The 15,723-nt window shown below is 50.7% G+C and carries 16 protein-coding genes and 1 tRNA gene; 10 read left to right on the plus strand and 7 right to left on the minus strand.

Annotation, left to right across the window (positions count from 1 at the left end; translation table 11 throughout):
* Window positions 1-15: 15 nt before the first annotated feature.
* Window positions 16-396 (plus strand): aspartate 1-decarboxylase, encoded by a 381-nt coding sequence (gene panD, locus E2566_RS15945; RefSeq protein ID WP_107168754.1) that lies wholly within the window; start codon window positions 16-18, stop codon window positions 394-396.
* A gap of 197 nt (window positions 397-593) precedes the next feature.
* Here the strand turns inward: panD and E2566_RS15950 are convergent, their stop codons facing one another.
* Window positions 594-1,364: an ABC transporter permease gene (locus E2566_RS15950; RefSeq protein ID WP_107168749.1), complete on the minus strand. Its 771-nt coding sequence runs from the start codon at window positions 1,362-1,364 to the stop codon at window positions 594-596.
* Window positions 1,361-2,299: an ABC transporter ATP-binding protein gene (locus E2566_RS15955; RefSeq protein ID WP_107168750.1), complete on the minus strand. Its 939-nt coding sequence runs from the start codon at window positions 2,297-2,299 to the stop codon at window positions 1,361-1,363. Before E2566_RS15955 ends, E2566_RS15950 begins: the two co-directional genes overlap by 4 nt.
* Before the next feature lie 262 nt (window positions 2,300-2,561).
* Between E2566_RS15955 and can the strand changes: the two genes are divergently transcribed.
* Window positions 2,562-3,203, plus strand: coding sequence for a carbonate dehydratase (can, locus tag E2566_RS15960; RefSeq protein WP_005969011.1), 642 nt, complete (start codon window positions 2,562-2,564; stop codon window positions 3,201-3,203).
* A 61-nt stretch (window positions 3,204-3,264) separates the two neighbouring features.
* On the opposite strand, the gene hpt is transcribed toward can, so the two are convergent.
* Entirely contained in the window at window positions 3,265-3,798 is a 534-nt protein-coding gene (gene hpt, locus E2566_RS15965; RefSeq protein WP_011094841.1) for a hypoxanthine phosphoribosyltransferase, read from the minus strand.
* Window positions 3,799-3,948: 150 nt separating this feature from the next.
* Here hpt and E2566_RS15970 point away from each other — a divergent pair, with 150 nt between their 5' ends.
* Complete coding sequence (locus E2566_RS15970) at window positions 3,949-4,383, plus strand: GNAT family N-acetyltransferase (RefSeq protein WP_107171161.1); 435 nt, start codon at window positions 3,949-3,951, stop codon at window positions 4,381-4,383.
* Here E2566_RS15970 and E2566_RS15975 read toward each other — a convergent pair whose 3' ends face one another.
* Window positions 4,384-5,469 carry an ABC transporter ATP-binding protein gene (locus E2566_RS15975; protein ID WP_107171162.1) on the minus strand — a complete coding sequence of 362 codons (1,086 nt, stop codon included), beginning with the start codon at window positions 5,467-5,469 and terminating at the stop codon, window positions 4,384-4,386.
* A 4-nt stretch (window positions 5,470-5,473) separates the two neighbouring features.
* Complete coding sequence (locus E2566_RS15980) at window positions 5,474-7,159, minus strand: ABC transporter permease (protein ID WP_107171163.1); 1,686 nt, start codon at window positions 7,157-7,159, stop codon at window positions 5,474-5,476.
* A 356-nt stretch (window positions 7,160-7,515) separates the two neighbouring features.
* On the opposite strand from E2566_RS15980, the gene E2566_RS15985 reads away from it, so the two are divergent.
* The 3 genes from E2566_RS15985 to speD all read left to right on the plus strand — a co-directional run bounded on the left by E2566_RS15985 (window position 7,516) and on the right by speD (window position 9,674).
* Window positions 7,516-7,863: a YacC family pilotin-like protein gene (locus tag E2566_RS15985; RefSeq protein WP_005968999.1), complete on the plus strand. Its 348-nt coding sequence runs from the start codon at window positions 7,516-7,518 to the stop codon at window positions 7,861-7,863.
* A gap of 108 nt (window positions 7,864-7,971) precedes the next feature.
* Window positions 7,972-8,835 carry a polyamine aminopropyltransferase gene (speE, locus tag E2566_RS15990; RefSeq protein WP_107171164.1) on the plus strand — a complete coding sequence of 288 codons (864 nt, stop codon included), beginning with the start codon at window positions 7,972-7,974 and terminating at the stop codon, window positions 8,833-8,835.
* 44 nt (window positions 8,836-8,879) lie between these two features.
* Entirely contained in the window at window positions 8,880-9,674 is a 795-nt protein-coding gene (gene speD, locus E2566_RS15995; RefSeq protein ID WP_039317746.1) for an adenosylmethionine decarboxylase, read from the plus strand.
* A 258-nt stretch (window positions 9,675-9,932) separates the two neighbouring features.
* Here speD and E2566_RS16000 read toward each other — a convergent pair whose 3' ends face one another.
* Window positions 9,933-10,922 carry an IS110 family RNA-guided transposase gene (locus tag E2566_RS16000; RefSeq protein ID WP_107168428.1) on the minus strand — a complete coding sequence of 330 codons (990 nt, stop codon included), beginning with the start codon at window positions 10,920-10,922 and terminating at the stop codon, window positions 9,933-9,935.
* Window positions 10,923-11,585: 663 nt separating this feature from the next.
* Between E2566_RS16000 and nrdH the strand changes: the two genes are divergently transcribed.
* The 4 genes from nrdH to nrdF all read left to right on the plus strand — a co-directional run bounded on the left by nrdH (window position 11,586) and on the right by nrdF (window position 15,374).
* Window positions 11,586-11,825, plus strand: coding sequence for a glutaredoxin-like protein NrdH (gene nrdH / locus E2566_RS16005; protein WP_011094848.1), 240 nt, complete (start codon window positions 11,586-11,588; stop codon window positions 11,823-11,825).
* A 10-nt stretch (window positions 11,826-11,835) separates the two neighbouring features.
* On the plus strand, window positions 11,836-12,243 hold the full coding sequence (nrdI, locus tag E2566_RS16010; RefSeq protein WP_010280810.1) for a class Ib ribonucleoside-diphosphate reductase assembly flavoprotein NrdI: 408 nt from the start codon (window positions 11,836-11,838) through the stop codon (window positions 12,241-12,243).
* Window positions 12,244-12,305: 62 nt separating this feature from the next.
* The gene (gene nrdE / locus E2566_RS16015) at window positions 12,306-14,387 is read left to right on the plus strand and encodes a class 1b ribonucleoside-diphosphate reductase subunit alpha (protein WP_233671887.1); all 2,082 of its coding nucleotides are present in this window, start codon (window positions 12,306-12,308) and stop codon (window positions 14,385-14,387) included.
* 24 nt (window positions 14,388-14,411) lie between these two features.
* Window positions 14,412-15,374 (plus strand): class 1b ribonucleoside-diphosphate reductase subunit beta, encoded by a 963-nt coding sequence (gene nrdF / locus E2566_RS16020; protein ID WP_107169953.1) that lies wholly within the window; start codon window positions 14,412-14,414, stop codon window positions 15,372-15,374.
* 123 nt (window positions 15,375-15,497) lie between these two features.
* Here nrdF and E2566_RS16025 read toward each other — a convergent pair.
* Window positions 15,498-15,574 (minus strand) — tRNA-Asp (locus E2566_RS16025).
* Window positions 15,575-15,723: the final 149 nt, after the last annotated feature.

Here is a 15,723-nt window from a genome sequence, read left to right on the forward strand (position 1 = left end):
CGAGGTAACAAAGCGATGATACGTACCATGCTGCAAGGCAAGCTGCACCGGGTCAGAGTGACTCAGGCTGACTTGCACTATGAAGGCTCTTGCGCCATCGATCAGGATTTTATGGATGCCGCAGGCATTCTGGAATACGAAGCGATTGATATCTACAACGTTGATAACGGCCAGCGTTTCTCCACCTACGCCATTGCAGGCGAAAGAGGTTCACGCATTATCTCTGTGAACGGTGCCGCCGCTCGCTGCGCGTGCGTGGGTGACAAGCTGATTATCTGTTCCTATGTGCAGATGTCGGACGAACAGGCCAGAAGCCACAGCCCTAAGGTTGCCTATTTTTCTGGCGAAAACGAGCTGCAACGTCAGGCCAAAGCGATTCCGGTTCAGGTCGCCTGATCGCCAAATTTATGACGAAACCGAGCGGTAGTAATGGATAGATCGTAAAGACGCTGCAAGTACCTCCCTGTAAGCTCGAGCCGCGCCATCCCTGGCGCGGACGCTTCACTCTTCTATTCCATTACTACCGTTTTCACTTCTTAGATTAGTCTGCCAAAAGGCTAACACGGTGGTCACTCCGCCTTCTCATTTATACACTACGTCCGCAGCCCACGTCCCCGCTCAATCAGCCACCAGACAAGCAGATAAAACACCACGATAAAGGCAATCAGTACCGACATGGTGAACAGCAGTGGCACATCCTGAATCCCGAGGAAGCCGTAGCGGAAACCGCTGATCATGTACACCACAGGGTTCAGCTTGGAAACAGCCTGCCAGAACGGCGGCAACAGCGTCAGCGAGTAAAATACCCCGCCCAAATAGGTCAGAGGCGTCAGCACAAACGTCGGAATCAAACTGATATCATCAAAGGTTTTCGCAAACACCGCATTCAGTAATCCCGCCAGCGAGAACAGCGTTGCAGTCAGTAGCAGCGTTAGAACGATGATCCACCAGGCATGAACATGCAGCGGAACGAAGAACAGCGACACCGCAGTGACCAGAACCCCGACGCACAGACCGCGCGCGATCCCCCCACCAATATAGCCCGCAATGATCACGTGTGTTGGCACCGGCGCAACCAGCAGTTCTTCAATATTGCGCTGAAACTTGGCGCTGAAAAAGGAAGAAGCTACGTTGGCATAGGCGTTAGTAATCACCGCCATCATGATCAGACCCGGCACGATAAACTGCATGTAGGTAAAACCGTGCATTTCCCCGATACGTGAACCGATCAAGTTGCCGAAAATAATAAAATACAGCGTCATGGTGATCACGGGTGGCACCAGCGTCTGAATCCATATACGGCCAAAACGGGTCACTTCTTTAACCCAGATACTCTGTAGCGCCACCCAATACAAACGCATCATGCCTTTTCTCCCTTACCGTTCACGCCGTCCCCATTAACCAACGTGACAAACAGCTCTTCCAACCGGTTAGCTTTATTACGCATACTTAATATTGTTATCCCCTGCGCGCTTAGCTGGCTGAATAGCGCGTTCAAGCCTTGCTCGCGCATCACATCCACTTCCAGCGTTGACGTATCCATCAGGCGGAACGCATAACCTTCAAGCTGTGGTAGCGGGCTTTTTGCCGCCAGATCGAAAATAAACGTTTCGGACTTCAGTTGAGCAAGCAGCTGCTTCATCGAGGTATTTTCCACCAATTCCCCCCGCTGAATGATCCCGATATTACGGCACAGCATTTCCGCTTCTTCCAGATAGTGCGTCGTCAGAATAATCGTGGTGCCCTGCGCATTTAGCTCTTTCAAAAAGCCCCACATGGAACGACGCAATTCGATATCCACACCCGCCGTTGGTTCATCAAGAATCAGCAACTTAGGTTCATGCATTAACGCACGGGCAATCATCAGGCGGCGTTTCATCCCCCCCGACAACATCATTGCTTTTTCGCTGCGTTTTTCCCACAAATCCAGCTGTTTCAGGTATTTTTCGGCACGCTGCAACGCATCCTGACGTTTCACGCCATAGTAGCCTGCCTGATTAACGACAATCTGTAATACCGTTTCAAACGGATTGAAGTTAAATTCCTGCGGAACCAGTCCCAACTGGCGTTTCGCATTCACTTTATCCAGCTCAAGGTCATAGCCGAAGACGCGAACTTTACCAGCGGTTTTGTTCACCAACGAGCTGATAATCCCAATCGTAGTGGATTTTCCTGCGCCATTCGGCCCCAGCAGCGCATAGAAATCCCCCGCTTCCACGTTCAGGTCGATTCCCCGTAACGCCTTGACGCCTCCCGAATAAGTTTTGGTTAGTTGCGCCAGTTCCAGTGCATATGTCATAAGAAATGGATTGCCTTATTATCAGTGAGTTCTACAGATTCGAAGTGTGACAAATAAATACTCTAAATAATTCAAGTTTCAGGAAGGCGGCAAGAGAAGGAATCCCGATGAGCTTACTCAGGTAAGTGATTCGGGTGAGTGAACGCAGCCAACGCACATGCAACTTGAAGTATGACGAGTATAAACTATCGTTTTTCAAACGACGCATGTTGCCTTATATTACTCCTCACTGCCCCTTGTTTGTTACAGGTCATTTACTTTCATGAAAGAAATTGAAACGCTCATCGCCAATAACCAGCTTTGGTCTAAAACGATGGTGGAAGAGGACCCTGGCTATTTTGAACGCCTGGCGCAGGCGCAACGTCCCCGTTTTCTATGGATTGGATGCTCGGACAGTCGCGTGCCTGCGGAAAGTCTGACCAGCCTTGAGCCTGGTGAACTGTTTGTTCACCGCAACGTCGCAAATCTGGTTATCCACACCGACCTCAATTGCCTGTCCGTCGTGCAATATGCTGTCGAAGTTCTCGAAGTCGAACACATCATCATCTGCGGCCACTACGGCTGTGGCGGTGTTCAGGCGGCGGTGGAAAACCCGGAACTGGGTTTGATTAACAACTGGCTGCTGCATATCCGTGATTTGTGGTACAAGCATAGTTCGCTGCTGGGGGAATTGCCTCCCGAACAGCGCCTGAATACGCTCTGTGAAATCAACGTTGTCGAGCAGGTTTATAACCTCGGCCACTCCACCATCATGCAGTCCGCATGGAAACGTGGACAGAAAGTTACGATCCACGGTTGGGTGTACGGCATTCAGGATGGCCGACTGCGCGATCTGGAAGTAACGGCAACCAACCGGGAGACGTTGGAACAGCGTTATCGCCGCGCGATTTCCACCCTGTCTTGATTCGCAGCCTGACGCCCACTCGCTGGGCGTCGTTCACGGCATCAGCCTTATCTTTTTTACGTTATTCTTGCGGAACAACCTTGCCGACGTAAGGCAAATGGCGATAGTGCTGAGCATAGTCGATGCCGTAACCCACAACGAATTCATCAGGGATCGAGAACCCAACCCACTCGACTTTCACCGCCACTTCGCGGCGCTCTGGCTTATCCAATAGCGTACAGATAGCCAACGATTTTGGCTCACGCAGTTGCAGAATTTCCCGCACTCTGCTCAGGGTATTGCCCGAATCGATAATATCTTCAACGATCAATACGTCTTTGCCGCGAATATCTTCATCCAAATCTTTCAGGATTTTAACATCGCGCGTACTGTTCATACCGCTGCCATAGCTGGATGCCGTCATGAAATCCACTTCGTGAGGGACATCGATCGCCCGGCATAAATCGGCCATAAAGATAAACGAGCCGCGCAATAGCCCCACCAGCACCATATCGCTGCCGCTATCACGGTAGTGTTCGCTGATCTGTTGCCCCAGTTCGGTAACCCGCGCCATCACTTCCTGCTCAGAAATCATGACTTCCACGGTATGTTTCATCATACTGATAACTCTTTGAAGTAAGGTATTCAGCACCATCGGAAAAATGACAGACTCATTACCGATGATGCGCCAATGCTGATGTCAATCAGCCCAGGCCATGCCCGGGCGCGCGAAGTATATCAGAAACCACACCATGAAGGAGACACCATGAGCACACCCTCTGTGGATGTTTGCTACAAAGTGAACGCCCCGCTTTCCTGCCAGCAGTTCGTTGAGCTGTTGGCGAAAACCTCATTAGGAGCGCGTCGCCCGCTGGATGATGAGACGGCGATTGCAGGTATGCTTAAGCACGCCAATCTGCTGGTTTCCGCGTGGCGAGGGGATACTCTGATTGGGGTTGCGCGCAGCGTAACGGATTTTCATTTTTGCTGTTATCTGTCCGATCTGGCCGTGTCAGACGACTGTCAGCATGCGGGAATAGGAAAGAAACTGATTCAGGAAACCGCTCAGCAGTTGGAAAAAGGCTGCAAAATCATTTTGCTAGCCGCGCCGCTGGCGGTCGATTACTACCCGAAACTCGGGTTTGAAAAGCACAACAGCGCCTGGATCATGCCTGCGTCAGATTTACACGCAGGCGCGTAGTCATTTCGTTTCAGAGCCGTCAGCCGTATTGCTGACGGCAGGCAAAGCCGGATACAGGACCGGAGGGTCCGTCTTAATGCTCAAACGTATCTGCTGCCCTGGCTCAAACCAGTTGCCGGTCTGCACCAGTAACATCAGTTCCCCCAGCTTCACCCGATACAAGTTTGATGTCCCCATAAACAGCCGATCTTCGATAAATGCCGGACCATCAGGATCGAGCGCCAACGCCACATCAGCAGGACGCACCATCCAGTCGCACTGCGAATCGATCGGTTGATTGAGTGGATGTGTTGCATGATGATCGCCCAATGGACTCTGCCATTGGTGGTCGCTCATAATCTTTACGGGCAGATAATTCGTATTCCCCATAAAATCAGCCACAAAGCGGCTGTTCGGCCGATGGTACAGCTCAGAGGGATAGCCCTGCTGCATAATTTTTCCTTCATCCAACAGAATCAGATGGTCGGCGCAGGCAAAAGCTTCTTCCCGGCTGTGCGTGGCGAACACCGCCGCGACATGACGCTGTTTGAGAATCTGCCGTAATTCAGTAATCAGGCGATAGCGGGTCTGGCTGTCCAAACCGGGAAACGGTTCGTCCAGCAACAACAATTTCGGCTCACAGGCCAGCGCGCGGGCAATCGCCAAACGCTGTTGCTGTTCATTTGATAGCTCGTGTGGATAACGTGCGGCAACCTCACCCAGTTGCAAGAGCGTCAGCATCTCCGCACAAATTGGCTTTACCTCGCTTTCCGGACGGCCATATAGCCCAAACGCAATATTGCCTTCCACCGTCAGATGCGGAAAGAGCGCGTAATCCTGAAAAATCAGGCCAACCTGACGCCGTTCAGGCAAGACGTACTCCTGCGGTGAGCTGACTGGCCCCCCCTCCAACAAGATCTTGCCCTGGGTAATCGGCAGCAGGCCTGCAATCACCTGTAATAGCGCCGTCTTACCACAACCGTTCTTGCCCAGTAGGCAGATAGTCTCATCATCACGCACGGCAAATGAGATGTTCTCCAACACGGCAGACTGCTGCAACGAACAACTTACCGACTGAACGCTCAGAATATCTATCGACGCGGCCATGTGATTATCCTTTTATATTCAATGCGCGGTTCAGCCCAAAAACCGGTATCAGCCCTACCGCAACTAACACCAGCGCAGGAAAGGCAAATGACGCGACGTGCTCACTCGCTGTAAAGCGAAAAACATAGGTTGCCAGCGTATCGATCCCAAAAGGACGCAGCAGCAACGAGACATTCAGCTCTTTCATGCTTTCCGTGAAGATCAGCAACGCCCCGATGAACACACTGCGACGCAACAACGGTATATGCAGGCGTGACCAACGGCTGAGGGGGGAAGCCCCCAGCACGAGGCTCGCGCTATCCAGCGACCGAGGAATAGCGTCCATGCTGCGTTCAAGGCTGTCTAGCATCAAACGCCCAAATTTAACGCTATAGGCAAGAATGAGAATAAACAATGACCCCGCCAGCCAAGTATCTGCTGTGGGTAGTCCGGCAGCGCTAGCAAAAAGCGTAATCCCTCTATCCACCAGCGACAGCAAGGTAAACAGCCCAACGGCCAGTACCGCGCCAGGCAAAGCAAAACTCAGGCTCACCAGCCGAACTGGCGTATGGTTGGCAAACATGCCAGCCGTACGGGTGTAGAAGATAAACGACAGCGCCATTAACGTAATGATGACGGTCGCCGCGGAAGACGCCAGTAGGCTATTCGTCACCGCATGAAGGAATGCTATATCCCATACCGACATCATATGACGGAGAGCTAAAAAGAGGAGATACAACAGCGGAAACAGGAATGACAGACAGACAATTCCCCAGCAGTAACCGCGAGCGACCTTGCTACGCCACCCGCTCAACACAGGCGGAACCACCAGAGAAGTGTTCGACTGAGCTTGATAAATTTTCTGCTTCCGACGCCAAAAATTAACCAGAAACATCAAGACAAAGATCGCGGGCAGAATCAACACACCAAGGCGCGATGCCGCCCCGAGATCGCCCTGCCCCTGCCAGATATCGAGCACCTGTGTTGTCATGGTTGGAATACCAAGATAAGACGCGGCACCATAGTCGCCTAATGTCTCAACCACTACTAACGCGCCACCGCAGGCAATCGCGGGTAGCGCAATAGGCAGGCATAAGCGACGGAATACCTGGGAACGTGTCTGATTCAGCAAACGAGCCGAATGGATAAGGCTAGCAGGCTGTTTCACCAGAGCTTCGCGTACCAACAGGTAAATGTAGGGGTATAAAACGAGCGCCAGCGTCAGACTCACGCAGCCCAGTGAAACCGATAGCCCGACGGCGTGGGATTCTCCCCACGGCGATGTTATCTGTAGCCCCCACACCCGCAACAGCGAGGAAAGATGCCGTAACACATCGGTATAAAGGTAAGCAAGCAGGAACGCAGGCATCGCGAGCGGTAGGCAAAGCGCCCATTGCAGCACACGATGGCCGGGAAAGCGGTACATGGCGATGAACCAGGCTGAAGGCAACCCCAACAGCAAGCTGAAAAAAAGCGTGCCAATCACGATGACCGCAGAATGCAACAGATAGGTGGGTAACCCGATTTGCCACAGTTGGGTAAACCCCATTCCGTCGGCAAAAAAAACCTGATAAAAAACCGTCGCTAAAGGAAGCAGCAACAGTCCCGCCAACAACCAACTACTGACGCGCCAGACACCGGAGATCATAGAATAAAAACTGTAGTAGATAAGATCGTTGTTATTAATAACAGAGCCTGACAGCGGCGTCATCGTATCAAACAACGATAAATTGGCTCTAATCCTGCGATTAACCCGATACGACTTTTATTATTGAAATGAAATCAAATAAACAACCTATATTTCATAGCGTTAATAAAAATATTTCTCCCTCGCCCCGGACCCGTTTTTTTTATCGTAATTCCCGAAATAATTCGCTCCGCAAGACAAGATGTTAGCGTTTTGAAGCGCGCAATGTGCGCATCCACGAAAATGAGGGCTTAAGAAAAACCAACGTCCGTGCTACTTGAAGGGTGGCGGAGATATCAGATGTTTCCCGTAAGAAAGCTTGGAAAACCCTGCGATATCTGTGATAACGTCATCTGACGATATTTGGAACAGGTTCAACCATGAAAAACTCTGCGCTGGCTCTGCTCCTGCTAAGCCTGATGAGCTTCTCTTCCGCCAGCAAGGCGCTGAATGAATTTGAGGCGGAAGATCTGGCCGATCTAACCGCGATCTTTGTTTATCTGAAAAACCACTGTGGTTACCAAGACCTGCCAAATGAACAGGTTCGTCGGACGTTGGTCGCATTTGCTCAGCAGAACCGCTGGGATCTCAGCAATTATAGCGCCTATGACATGACAGCAATGGGTGAAGACAGCTATCGCGATCTCAGTAAAATCGCGATTCCTACCCCGAAGAAATGTCAGTCTCTGGCACGTAATTCGCTCGGTTTACTCTCCTACGCGCAGTAATTCTCCTCCTCCTCCGCACTGACTGAAATTTGACCGTGCAAGCGGCAAAAGAGTCGGCTATGATGGCGCGCCAATTTTCATGGCTGTTATCGCGGAGGAAGCCCTAACATGTCCCAGAAAGAAATTTGGTATGAAACCCTGCATGCCAACTTTGGCCAGTATTTTTCGGTTGATCGCGTGCTGTATCACGAGAAGACCGATCATCAAGATCTCATCATTTTTGAAAACAAGGCGTTAGGTCGCGTGATGGCGCTTGACGGCGTGGTGCAAACCACCGAGCGCGATGAATTCATCTACCACGAAATGCTCACCCACGTTCCCCTTCTGTCACACGGTAACGCCAAACGCGTACTGATTATCGGTGGCGGCGATGGCGGCATGCTGCGGGAAGTCAGCCGACACCGCAGCGTCGAACAGATCACAATGGTAGAAATCGATGCGGGCGTGGTGGAGTTTTGTCGCCAGTATCTGCCCAATCACAGCGCTGGTAGCTATGATGACCCGCGTTTTAATCTGGTGATTGATGACGGCGTTAACTTCGTCAGACAGTGCAGCGAAAAGTTTGACGTCATTATTTCGGATTGCACCGACCCCATCGGCCCCGGCGAAAGCCTGTTCACCTCCGATTTCTATCAGGGTTGTGCCCGCTGCCTGAACGAAGGTGGAATTTTTGTCGCGCAGAATGGCGTGTGTTTCCTGCAACAAGATGAAGCCGTCGGTAGCCATAAAAAACTCAGCCGTTACTTCCATGATGTCAGCTTTTATCAGGCGGCAATCCCGACCTACTACGGCGGTATTATGACGTTCGCCTGGGCCAGTAATCACCCAGCACTGCGCCAGATAGACACCGCAACGCTGCACCAGCGTTTTACACAATCCGCTATCGCCTGTCGCTATTACACGCCTGATGTTCACATCGGCAGCTTTGCCCTGCCACAATATCTGCTGAGCGCGTTACAAAATGCGCAATAATCGATCACTTAAGGAACCACACAGCCACAAGGGGGTGACGTAAATTGCACAAGCTGAAGCTACACGGCTTTAACAACTTGACGAAAAGCCTGAGTTTTTGTATCTACGATATCTGTTACACCAAAACAGCCGACGATCGCGATGGTTATATCGCCTATATCGACGAACAATATAACGCTAACCGTTTAACAGAAATCCTCACTGAAACCTGCTCAATTATCGGCGCGAACGTCCTTAACATCGCGCGTCAGGACTATGACCCACAGGGTGCCAGCGTGACCATTCTGGTCAGCGAAGAGCCTATCGATCCACGTGACGTGGACACCTCAGAACACCCAGGGCCGCTGCCTAATTCCGTCGTTGCACATTTGGATAAAAGCCATATCTGCGTCCATACCTATCCAGAAAGCCACCCGGAAGGCGGACTTTGTACCTTCAGAGCTGATATCGAAGTGTCTACCTGTGGCGTAATTTCGCCGCTGAAAGCATTGAACTACCTCATCCACCAGCTTGAATCCGATATTGTGACCATCGACTATCGCGTACGGGGGTTTACTCGTGATGTTAATGGCATAAAACATTTCATCGACCATCAGATTAATTCAGTTCAGAACTTCATGTCAGAGGACATGAAATCGCTCTATCACATGATGGACGTGAACGTGTATCAGGAAAATATCTTTCATACCAAAATGTTATTGAAAGACTTCGACCTCAAGCATTACCTGTTTAACGTCAGCCCTGAAGAACTCAGCGCTGCCGAACGGAAAAGAATCACCGATCTGCTGTATCACGAAATGCAGGAAATCTATTACGGCAGAAACCTGCCCGTTCTGTAATCAATACATATAGGGTGTATCTCTTAGTCACAAATATAAGGGCATCAAGGATTTTGCCGTTATGCGGCGTGAAAATTATGCAGCGGTGCGCTTGACCGCCGAGTGAGCGACAGGACGTCGCGAAAGCCAGCGCCATGCCGGGAGCATGTCGCTGGTGGCTCGAAAAGCGGGCATGGGCACCGATGGAACCGCGCAGCGGCATAATTCTGGGTTCGCAGGGCGGCGGCGACTGAGTAACCGTGTTGCCGGTCAAGCATTTTAATGGGGCGTCATCGCATAATTTTTGTCATATGGCCGCTGCGTATGCAGCACGCCATAACACAGATGAACCAGTTTCCTCATCGCCGCCCCTATCGCCACCATCTTCGCTTTTCCTTTTAGCCGCAGTCTTTCATAGAGGGCTTTCACATGACTGTTCCAACTGATAGCCGCTATGGCTCCCATATACAGTTTTGCCCGGATACCCGGCGGACCTATTTTCGACAGTCTGGCCCTGCCACACACCGAGGTGCCTGAACGATGTTCAACCGGGATAACTCCCAGGTACGCCGCCACCTGTTCCGCGCTCCTGAAGTTATTGCCCCGGATGATGGCTAACATATTCCACCCGATTTGCTCTCCAACTCCATCAATCGATTGCAGAAGTTTCAGGTCATTTTTTAGCCCAGGATGCTTATCTATATGCTCCGCTATCAGGCGTTCAATCCTTGCCAGCTCATTCTTCAAATTTCGCTCAATCGACTCCAGCGAGGTCAGGACTTCTTCTGGGGCCGTGGTGGATTTTAACGTGCTCAGTCGATTTTCTATGCGTTGTTTATCATTCAGCAGACTATCCCTGTGCTGTAACAAGACTTTGAGTTTCCTTATTTCTTGAGAAGGCGGGAGCCAGTTTTCTGGTTGTTTCAGGCAGCCATAACAGGCAAGCACATAAGCATCAACCTTATCCGTTTTAGTCAATATCCCCATTCCTTTGGCGAATTCACGCACCCGATGCGGGTTTATCACGGACACCAGAATACCAGCCTGATGGAGACCATAGGCCAGGTGTTCGTGATAAATCCCAGTGGCTTCCATGATGATATGAGCCTGACTCGGGTCACATTTTTGCAGGATTAACCATCGAGCCAAAGCCTGTGCTGAGTTGGGGTCATTGGGTAAAACTTTCGTCTTCCGTTTACCTTTAATGCCATCAACCAATAAGCACACATCGATAAAACGTTTACTGATATCAATGCCGATGTAATACATAATGTCCCCCTTTCACTGAAGCCGTCACGCCCGTTCCGCTTGTACATTCAGAGTCAGTGCTCTAGGTAACCGTTCAATGTTAATGCTGGCGTGAAAGGTGAAACAGAGGGCTTAAACTCAATCGCAAGGTTGATAGCCTTAGCGCCCTGCGGAAGCTCACTCTGTTTCATGTAGTGATAGCTAATCACTACATGAGAAAGATACAAGCGCCCTGCGTCGGGCGCATGCTATGAAGTAGCATGAAAATGACGGTATCATTGCGCACGAAACTGTCTCTTAGTCAGCATAAAAAAGCGTTACTAAGAAGCCAACTTTTACCAGAGGAAAGCTGGATTAGTCATGTTGGCTTTTGTCTTTCCCGCATTACCCTTCATTTCGTCGTGCACTATTTCATCAAAAATGATGCGCATCACATTTATTTCTTTCTGTATTTTTTACTTGCATTCTCTACCAGCCTTGCCACATCTGGGTTCGCGTGATTTTGTATAAGGTCAACTAAAAATCATATATCTTGTGTGGTTGAAATTTTAAATGTCCACATCTAGTATTCTTTGTGTAGCCGTCACGTAACGGGTCGCTACCCAGTGGATCGGTTCGGGTGCATATACCCTGAAGATAGCCGCTCCGACATACTTCTTTCACGCCAAAGGGTAAATACGAATCATGCGTATTACTATTTTCACTAAGCCAGATTGTGTTCAATGCAACGCCACATGCCGTGCGCTGGATAAGCAAGGAATTAACTATCAACTGGTGGACTTAACTGAAGATGAACAGGCGTTACAGCAGGTAAGAGCGTTGGGCTATCAGCAAGTGCCCGTCGTGATGACGGCCAATGACCATTGGAGCGGTTTCCGCCCGGATAAGATCAGTACTCTAAACGCCGCCCTGCAATTGCAGTAAGGGAGGCTATATGAACCCGCTGGTCTATTTCTCCAGCCAGTCGGAAAACACGCATCGCTTCATTTCCAGGGTTGGTTTGCCAGCCCTGAGAATTCCGATAGCGACAGAACAGCCTGCATTGAAAGTTGATCGCCCCTATATTCTGGTTGTCCCCAGCTACGGCGGAGGCAGCACGAAAGGGGCTGTGCCGCGTCAGGTCATCATCTTTCTCAACGATCCGCACAATCGCGCTTACCTGCGCGGCGTGATTGCCGCAGGCAATACCAATTTCGGTGCAGCGTACTGCATCGCTGGCGACATCATTGCGCAGAAATGTCAGGTGCCCTACCTGTACCGCTTTGAATTGCTCGGCACAGCGGAAGACGTTGCAAATGTGCGTAAGGGAGTAACTGAATTTTGGCAACAACAGACCACGTGAGTGCAAAGGCAAGCAAAGCCGATGCGGAAGCCCACTCACTCGATTACCATGCGCTGAACGCGATGCTTAACCTCTACGACGCAGAGGGAAATATCCAGTTCGAGATGGATAAACTCGCGGCGCGCCGTTATTTCCTACAGCATGTGAATCAGAACACCGTGTTCTTCCACAATCTGGAAGAAAAGCTGCGTTATTTGGTCGAAGAAGGTTACTACGAAGCGGAAGTGCTCGATCAGTATCACTTCGATTTTATCAAGAGCCTTTTTCAGCAGGCTTACGCTCACAAATTCCGCTTTCAAACCTTTTTGGGCGCGTTCAAATACTATACCGGCTATACGCTGAAAACCTTTGACGGCAAACGCTATCTTGAACGCTACGAAGATCGCGTTTGTCTCGTAGCGCTAGCTCTTGCCAAAGGGGACACAGCATTGGCTAGCGCGCTGGTTGACGAGATTATCAGCGGACGTTTCCAGCCCGCCACGCCCACGTTTCTCAACTGCGGTAAAAAGCAGCGCGGCGAACTGGTATCCTGCTTTCTGCTGCGTATTGAAGACAACATGGAGTCGATTGGTCGAGCGATTAACTCCGCGCTTCAGCTCTCAAAACGCGGCGGTGGCGTGGCTTTCATGCTTAGCAACATCCGTGAAACCGGTGCGCCAATCAAGCGTATCGAAAATCAGTCATCTGGTATTATTCCTATCATGAAAATGCTGGAGGATGCTTTCTCTTACGCCAACCAGCTTGGCGCACGTCAGGGCGCGGGCGCGGTGTACCTCAATGCACATCACCCGGATATTCTGCGTTTCCTGGATACCAAGCGGGAAAATGCCGACGAGAAAATCCGTATCAAGACGTTATCTTTAGGTGTGGTTATCCCCGATATCACCTTCCAATTAGCGAAGAATAATCAGGTGATGTACCTGTTCTCACCTTATGATGTTGAACAAGTTTACGGCGTGCCGCTGTCAGAAATTAGCGTCACCGAAAAATATCACGAGATGGTGAACGACAAGCGCATCCGTAAATCCCAAATTAAGGCGCGCGAATTCTTCCAGATCCTCGCCGAAATCCAGTTCGAGTCCGGTTATCCCTACATGATGTTTGAGGATACGGTGAATCGCGCGAACCCGATTCACGGCCGCATCAATATGAGTAACCTGTGCTCTGAGATTTTGCAGGTCAATGACGCCAGCTTGTACGACGACGATCTTGGCTATCGCCACATCGGCAAAGACATTTCATGTAACCTCGGATCGATGAATATCGCCAACGCAATGGCCTCACCCGATTTCGGCCAAACGGTTGAAATGGCGATACGCGCGCTGACCGCCGTTTCCGACATGAGCCATATCCGTTCCGTGCCGTCTATTGAAAAAGGCAACGACGAATCCCATGCGATTGGTTTAGGCCAGATGAATCTGCACGGCTACCTGGCGAAAGAGCGTATTTTTTACGGCACAGAAGAAGCCGTCGATTTTACCAATATCTATTTCTACACCGTCGCTTTCCACGCGATTCGGGCATCGAACGCGCTAGCAATAGAGCGTAACCAGCGTTTCTCAGGTTTTGAACTCTCCAAATACGCCACAGGCGAGTATTTTGATAAATACGTCGAACAGCAGTGGGAACCGACGACAGACCGCGCGCGTGAACTGTTTGAGCAGGCTGGTATCCACATTCCCACCCAGCAAGACTGGGCGGCGCTGCGCGAGTCGGTTATGGCGCACGGTATTTACAACCAAAACTTACAGGCGGTTCCACCGACCGGTTCGATTTCGTATATCAACCACTCGACATCCAGTATCCACCCGATTGTGTCACGCATCGAAATTCGTAAAGAGGGCAAGATTGGTCGCGTCTACTACCCTGCCCCTTACATGAACAACGATAACCTGGAGTATTACCAGGATGCCTATGAGATCGGGCCGCAGAAGATCATCGACACCTACGCTGCCGCCACGCAGCATGTCGATCAGGGGTTGTCGCTAACGCTGTTTTTCCGCGATACCGCCACCACACGTGACATCAATAAAGCGCAGATCTACGCCTGGACCAAGGGCATTAAAACTATTTATTACATTCGCATACGGCAGATGGCGCTGGAAGGCACCGAAGTTCAGGGCTGTGTGTCCTGTGCGCTATAAGCCATCGCGGAAGGAAATCGAAGCATGACCGCACTCACTCACGTCCAGGCGATTAACTGGAACAAAATTGAAGACGACAAGGATCTGGAAGTCTGGAACCGATTAACGTCTAACTTCTGGCTGCCAGAAAAGGTGCCGCTCTCTAACGATATTCCGTCGTGGAGCACGCTCAACGCCCGCGAACGCCAGCTGACGATCCGTGTTTTTACCGGTCTGACGCTGCTGGACACCATCCAGAATACGCTGGGCGCGCCAACGCTCATGCCCGATGCGGTGACGCCGCACGAAGAAGCCGTGCTGTCCAACATCAGTTTTATGGAAGCGGTACACGCTCGCTCGTACAGCTCAATTTTTTCCACGCTTTGCCTGACCAGCGAAGTGGATGATGCCTATCGCTGGAGCGAAGAGAATCCGGCGCTACAGAAGAAGTCTGACATTATTCTTTCGCACTATCGCAGCGACGATCCGCTGATGAAGAAAGTCGCCAGCGTGTTTCTGGAGTCGTTCCTGTTCTACTCTGGATTTTACCTGCCGATGTACTGGTCAAGCCGCGCCAAGCTGACCAACACGGCAGATTTGATCCGACTCATCATCCGCGACGAAGCCGTACACGGCTACTATATAGGCTACAAATTCCAGCGCGGACTCGCAAAGGCCGATCCCGCTCGCCAGCAGCAGGTGAAAAATTTCGCCTACGATCTGCTACAGGATTTGTACGACAATGAGGTGCTGTATACGCAGGAACTCTATGATGGCGTCGGCTGGACGGAAGATGTGAAGAAATTCCTTCACTACAACGCGAACAAAGCGCTGATGAATCTGGGCTATGAAGCGCTATTCCCTGCCAGCATGACGGATGTGAATCCCGCAATTCTCTCAGCGCTCTCGCCAAATGCCGATGAAAATCACGACTTCTTTTCTGGCTCCGGTTCATCTTATGTAATAGGCAAAGCCGTTAATACCGAAGATGAAGATTGGGATTTCTAAAAAAACGGTCACTGCTTTCCGGGTGGCCGCATTTTTCTCCTAACTCATTTCTACCGCTTTTTCTACAAACCACAGAAATGAAAAAACCCTGAACCATTTCCGATTCAGGGCTTTCATAATAAGTGGCGGAACGGACGGGGCTCGAACCCGCGACCCCCTGCGTGACAGGCAGGTATTCTAACCAACTGAACTACCGCTCCACTCGTGCTCACTGAGCGGGATGAATACTAAGATGATGGCACTATTACGTCAATGCTTTTTATAACTAACCGCTTCTGTTTGCTTATAATTTCAGCTCAGTGACTATTCTCTCTCCCATGACATAACCGACCTATCTATCTTGCTATGT

It is taken from the genome of Pectobacterium punjabense (assembly GCF_012427845.1).
Lineage (GTDB): Bacteria > Pseudomonadota > Gammaproteobacteria > Enterobacterales > Enterobacteriaceae > Pectobacterium > Pectobacterium punjabense.

What these genes read in the sequence shown, in the direction of transcription:
- nrdF (WP_107169953.1), top strand. Translation starts at nt 14,412, where the DNA reads ATGACCGCACTCACTCACGTCCAGGCGATTAACTGGAACAAAATTGAA.
- hpt (WP_011094841.1), bottom strand. Translation starts at nt 3,798, where the DNA reads ATGAAACATACCGTGGAAGTCATGATTTCTGAGCAGGAAGTGATGGCG.
- nrdI (WP_010280810.1), top strand. Translation starts at nt 11,836, where the DNA reads ATGAACCCGCTGGTCTATTTCTCCAGCCAGTCGGAAAACACGCATCGC.
- E2566_RS15955 (WP_107168750.1), bottom strand. Translation starts at nt 2,299, where the DNA reads ATGACATATGCACTGGAACTGGCGCAACTAACCAAAACTTATTCGGGA.
- panD (WP_107168754.1), top strand. Translation starts at nt 16, where the DNA reads ATGATACGTACCATGCTGCAAGGCAAGCTGCACCGGGTCAGAGTGACT.
- E2566_RS15985 (WP_005968999.1), top strand. Translation starts at nt 7,516, where the DNA reads ATGAAAAACTCTGCGCTGGCTCTGCTCCTGCTAAGCCTGATGAGCTTC.
- nrdH (WP_011094848.1), top strand. Translation starts at nt 11,586, where the DNA reads ATGCGTATTACTATTTTCACTAAGCCAGATTGTGTTCAATGCAACGCC.
- nrdE (WP_233671887.1), top strand. Translation starts at nt 12,306, where the DNA reads ATGCTTAACCTCTACGACGCAGAGGGAAATATCCAGTTCGAGATGGAT.
- can (WP_005969011.1), top strand. Translation starts at nt 2,562, where the DNA reads ATGAAAGAAATTGAAACGCTCATCGCCAATAACCAGCTTTGGTCTAAA.
- E2566_RS15970 (WP_107171161.1), top strand. Translation starts at nt 3,949, where the DNA reads ATGAGCACACCCTCTGTGGATGTTTGCTACAAAGTGAACGCCCCGCTT.
- E2566_RS15950 (WP_107168749.1), bottom strand. Translation starts at nt 1,364, where the DNA reads ATGATGCGTTTGTATTGGGTGGCGCTACAGAGTATCTGGGTTAAAGAA.
- E2566_RS15975 (WP_107171162.1), bottom strand. Translation starts at nt 5,469, where the DNA reads ATGGCCGCGTCGATAGATATTCTGAGCGTTCAGTCGGTAAGTTGTTCG.
- speE (WP_107171164.1), top strand. Translation starts at nt 7,972, where the DNA reads ATGTCCCAGAAAGAAATTTGGTATGAAACCCTGCATGCCAACTTTGGC.
- E2566_RS16000 (WP_107168428.1), bottom strand. Translation starts at nt 10,922, where the DNA reads ATGTATTACATCGGCATTGATATCAGTAAACGTTTTATCGATGTGTGC.
- E2566_RS15980 (WP_107171163.1), bottom strand. Translation starts at nt 7,159, where the DNA reads ATGACGCCGCTGTCAGGCTCTGTTATTAATAACAACGATCTTATCTAC.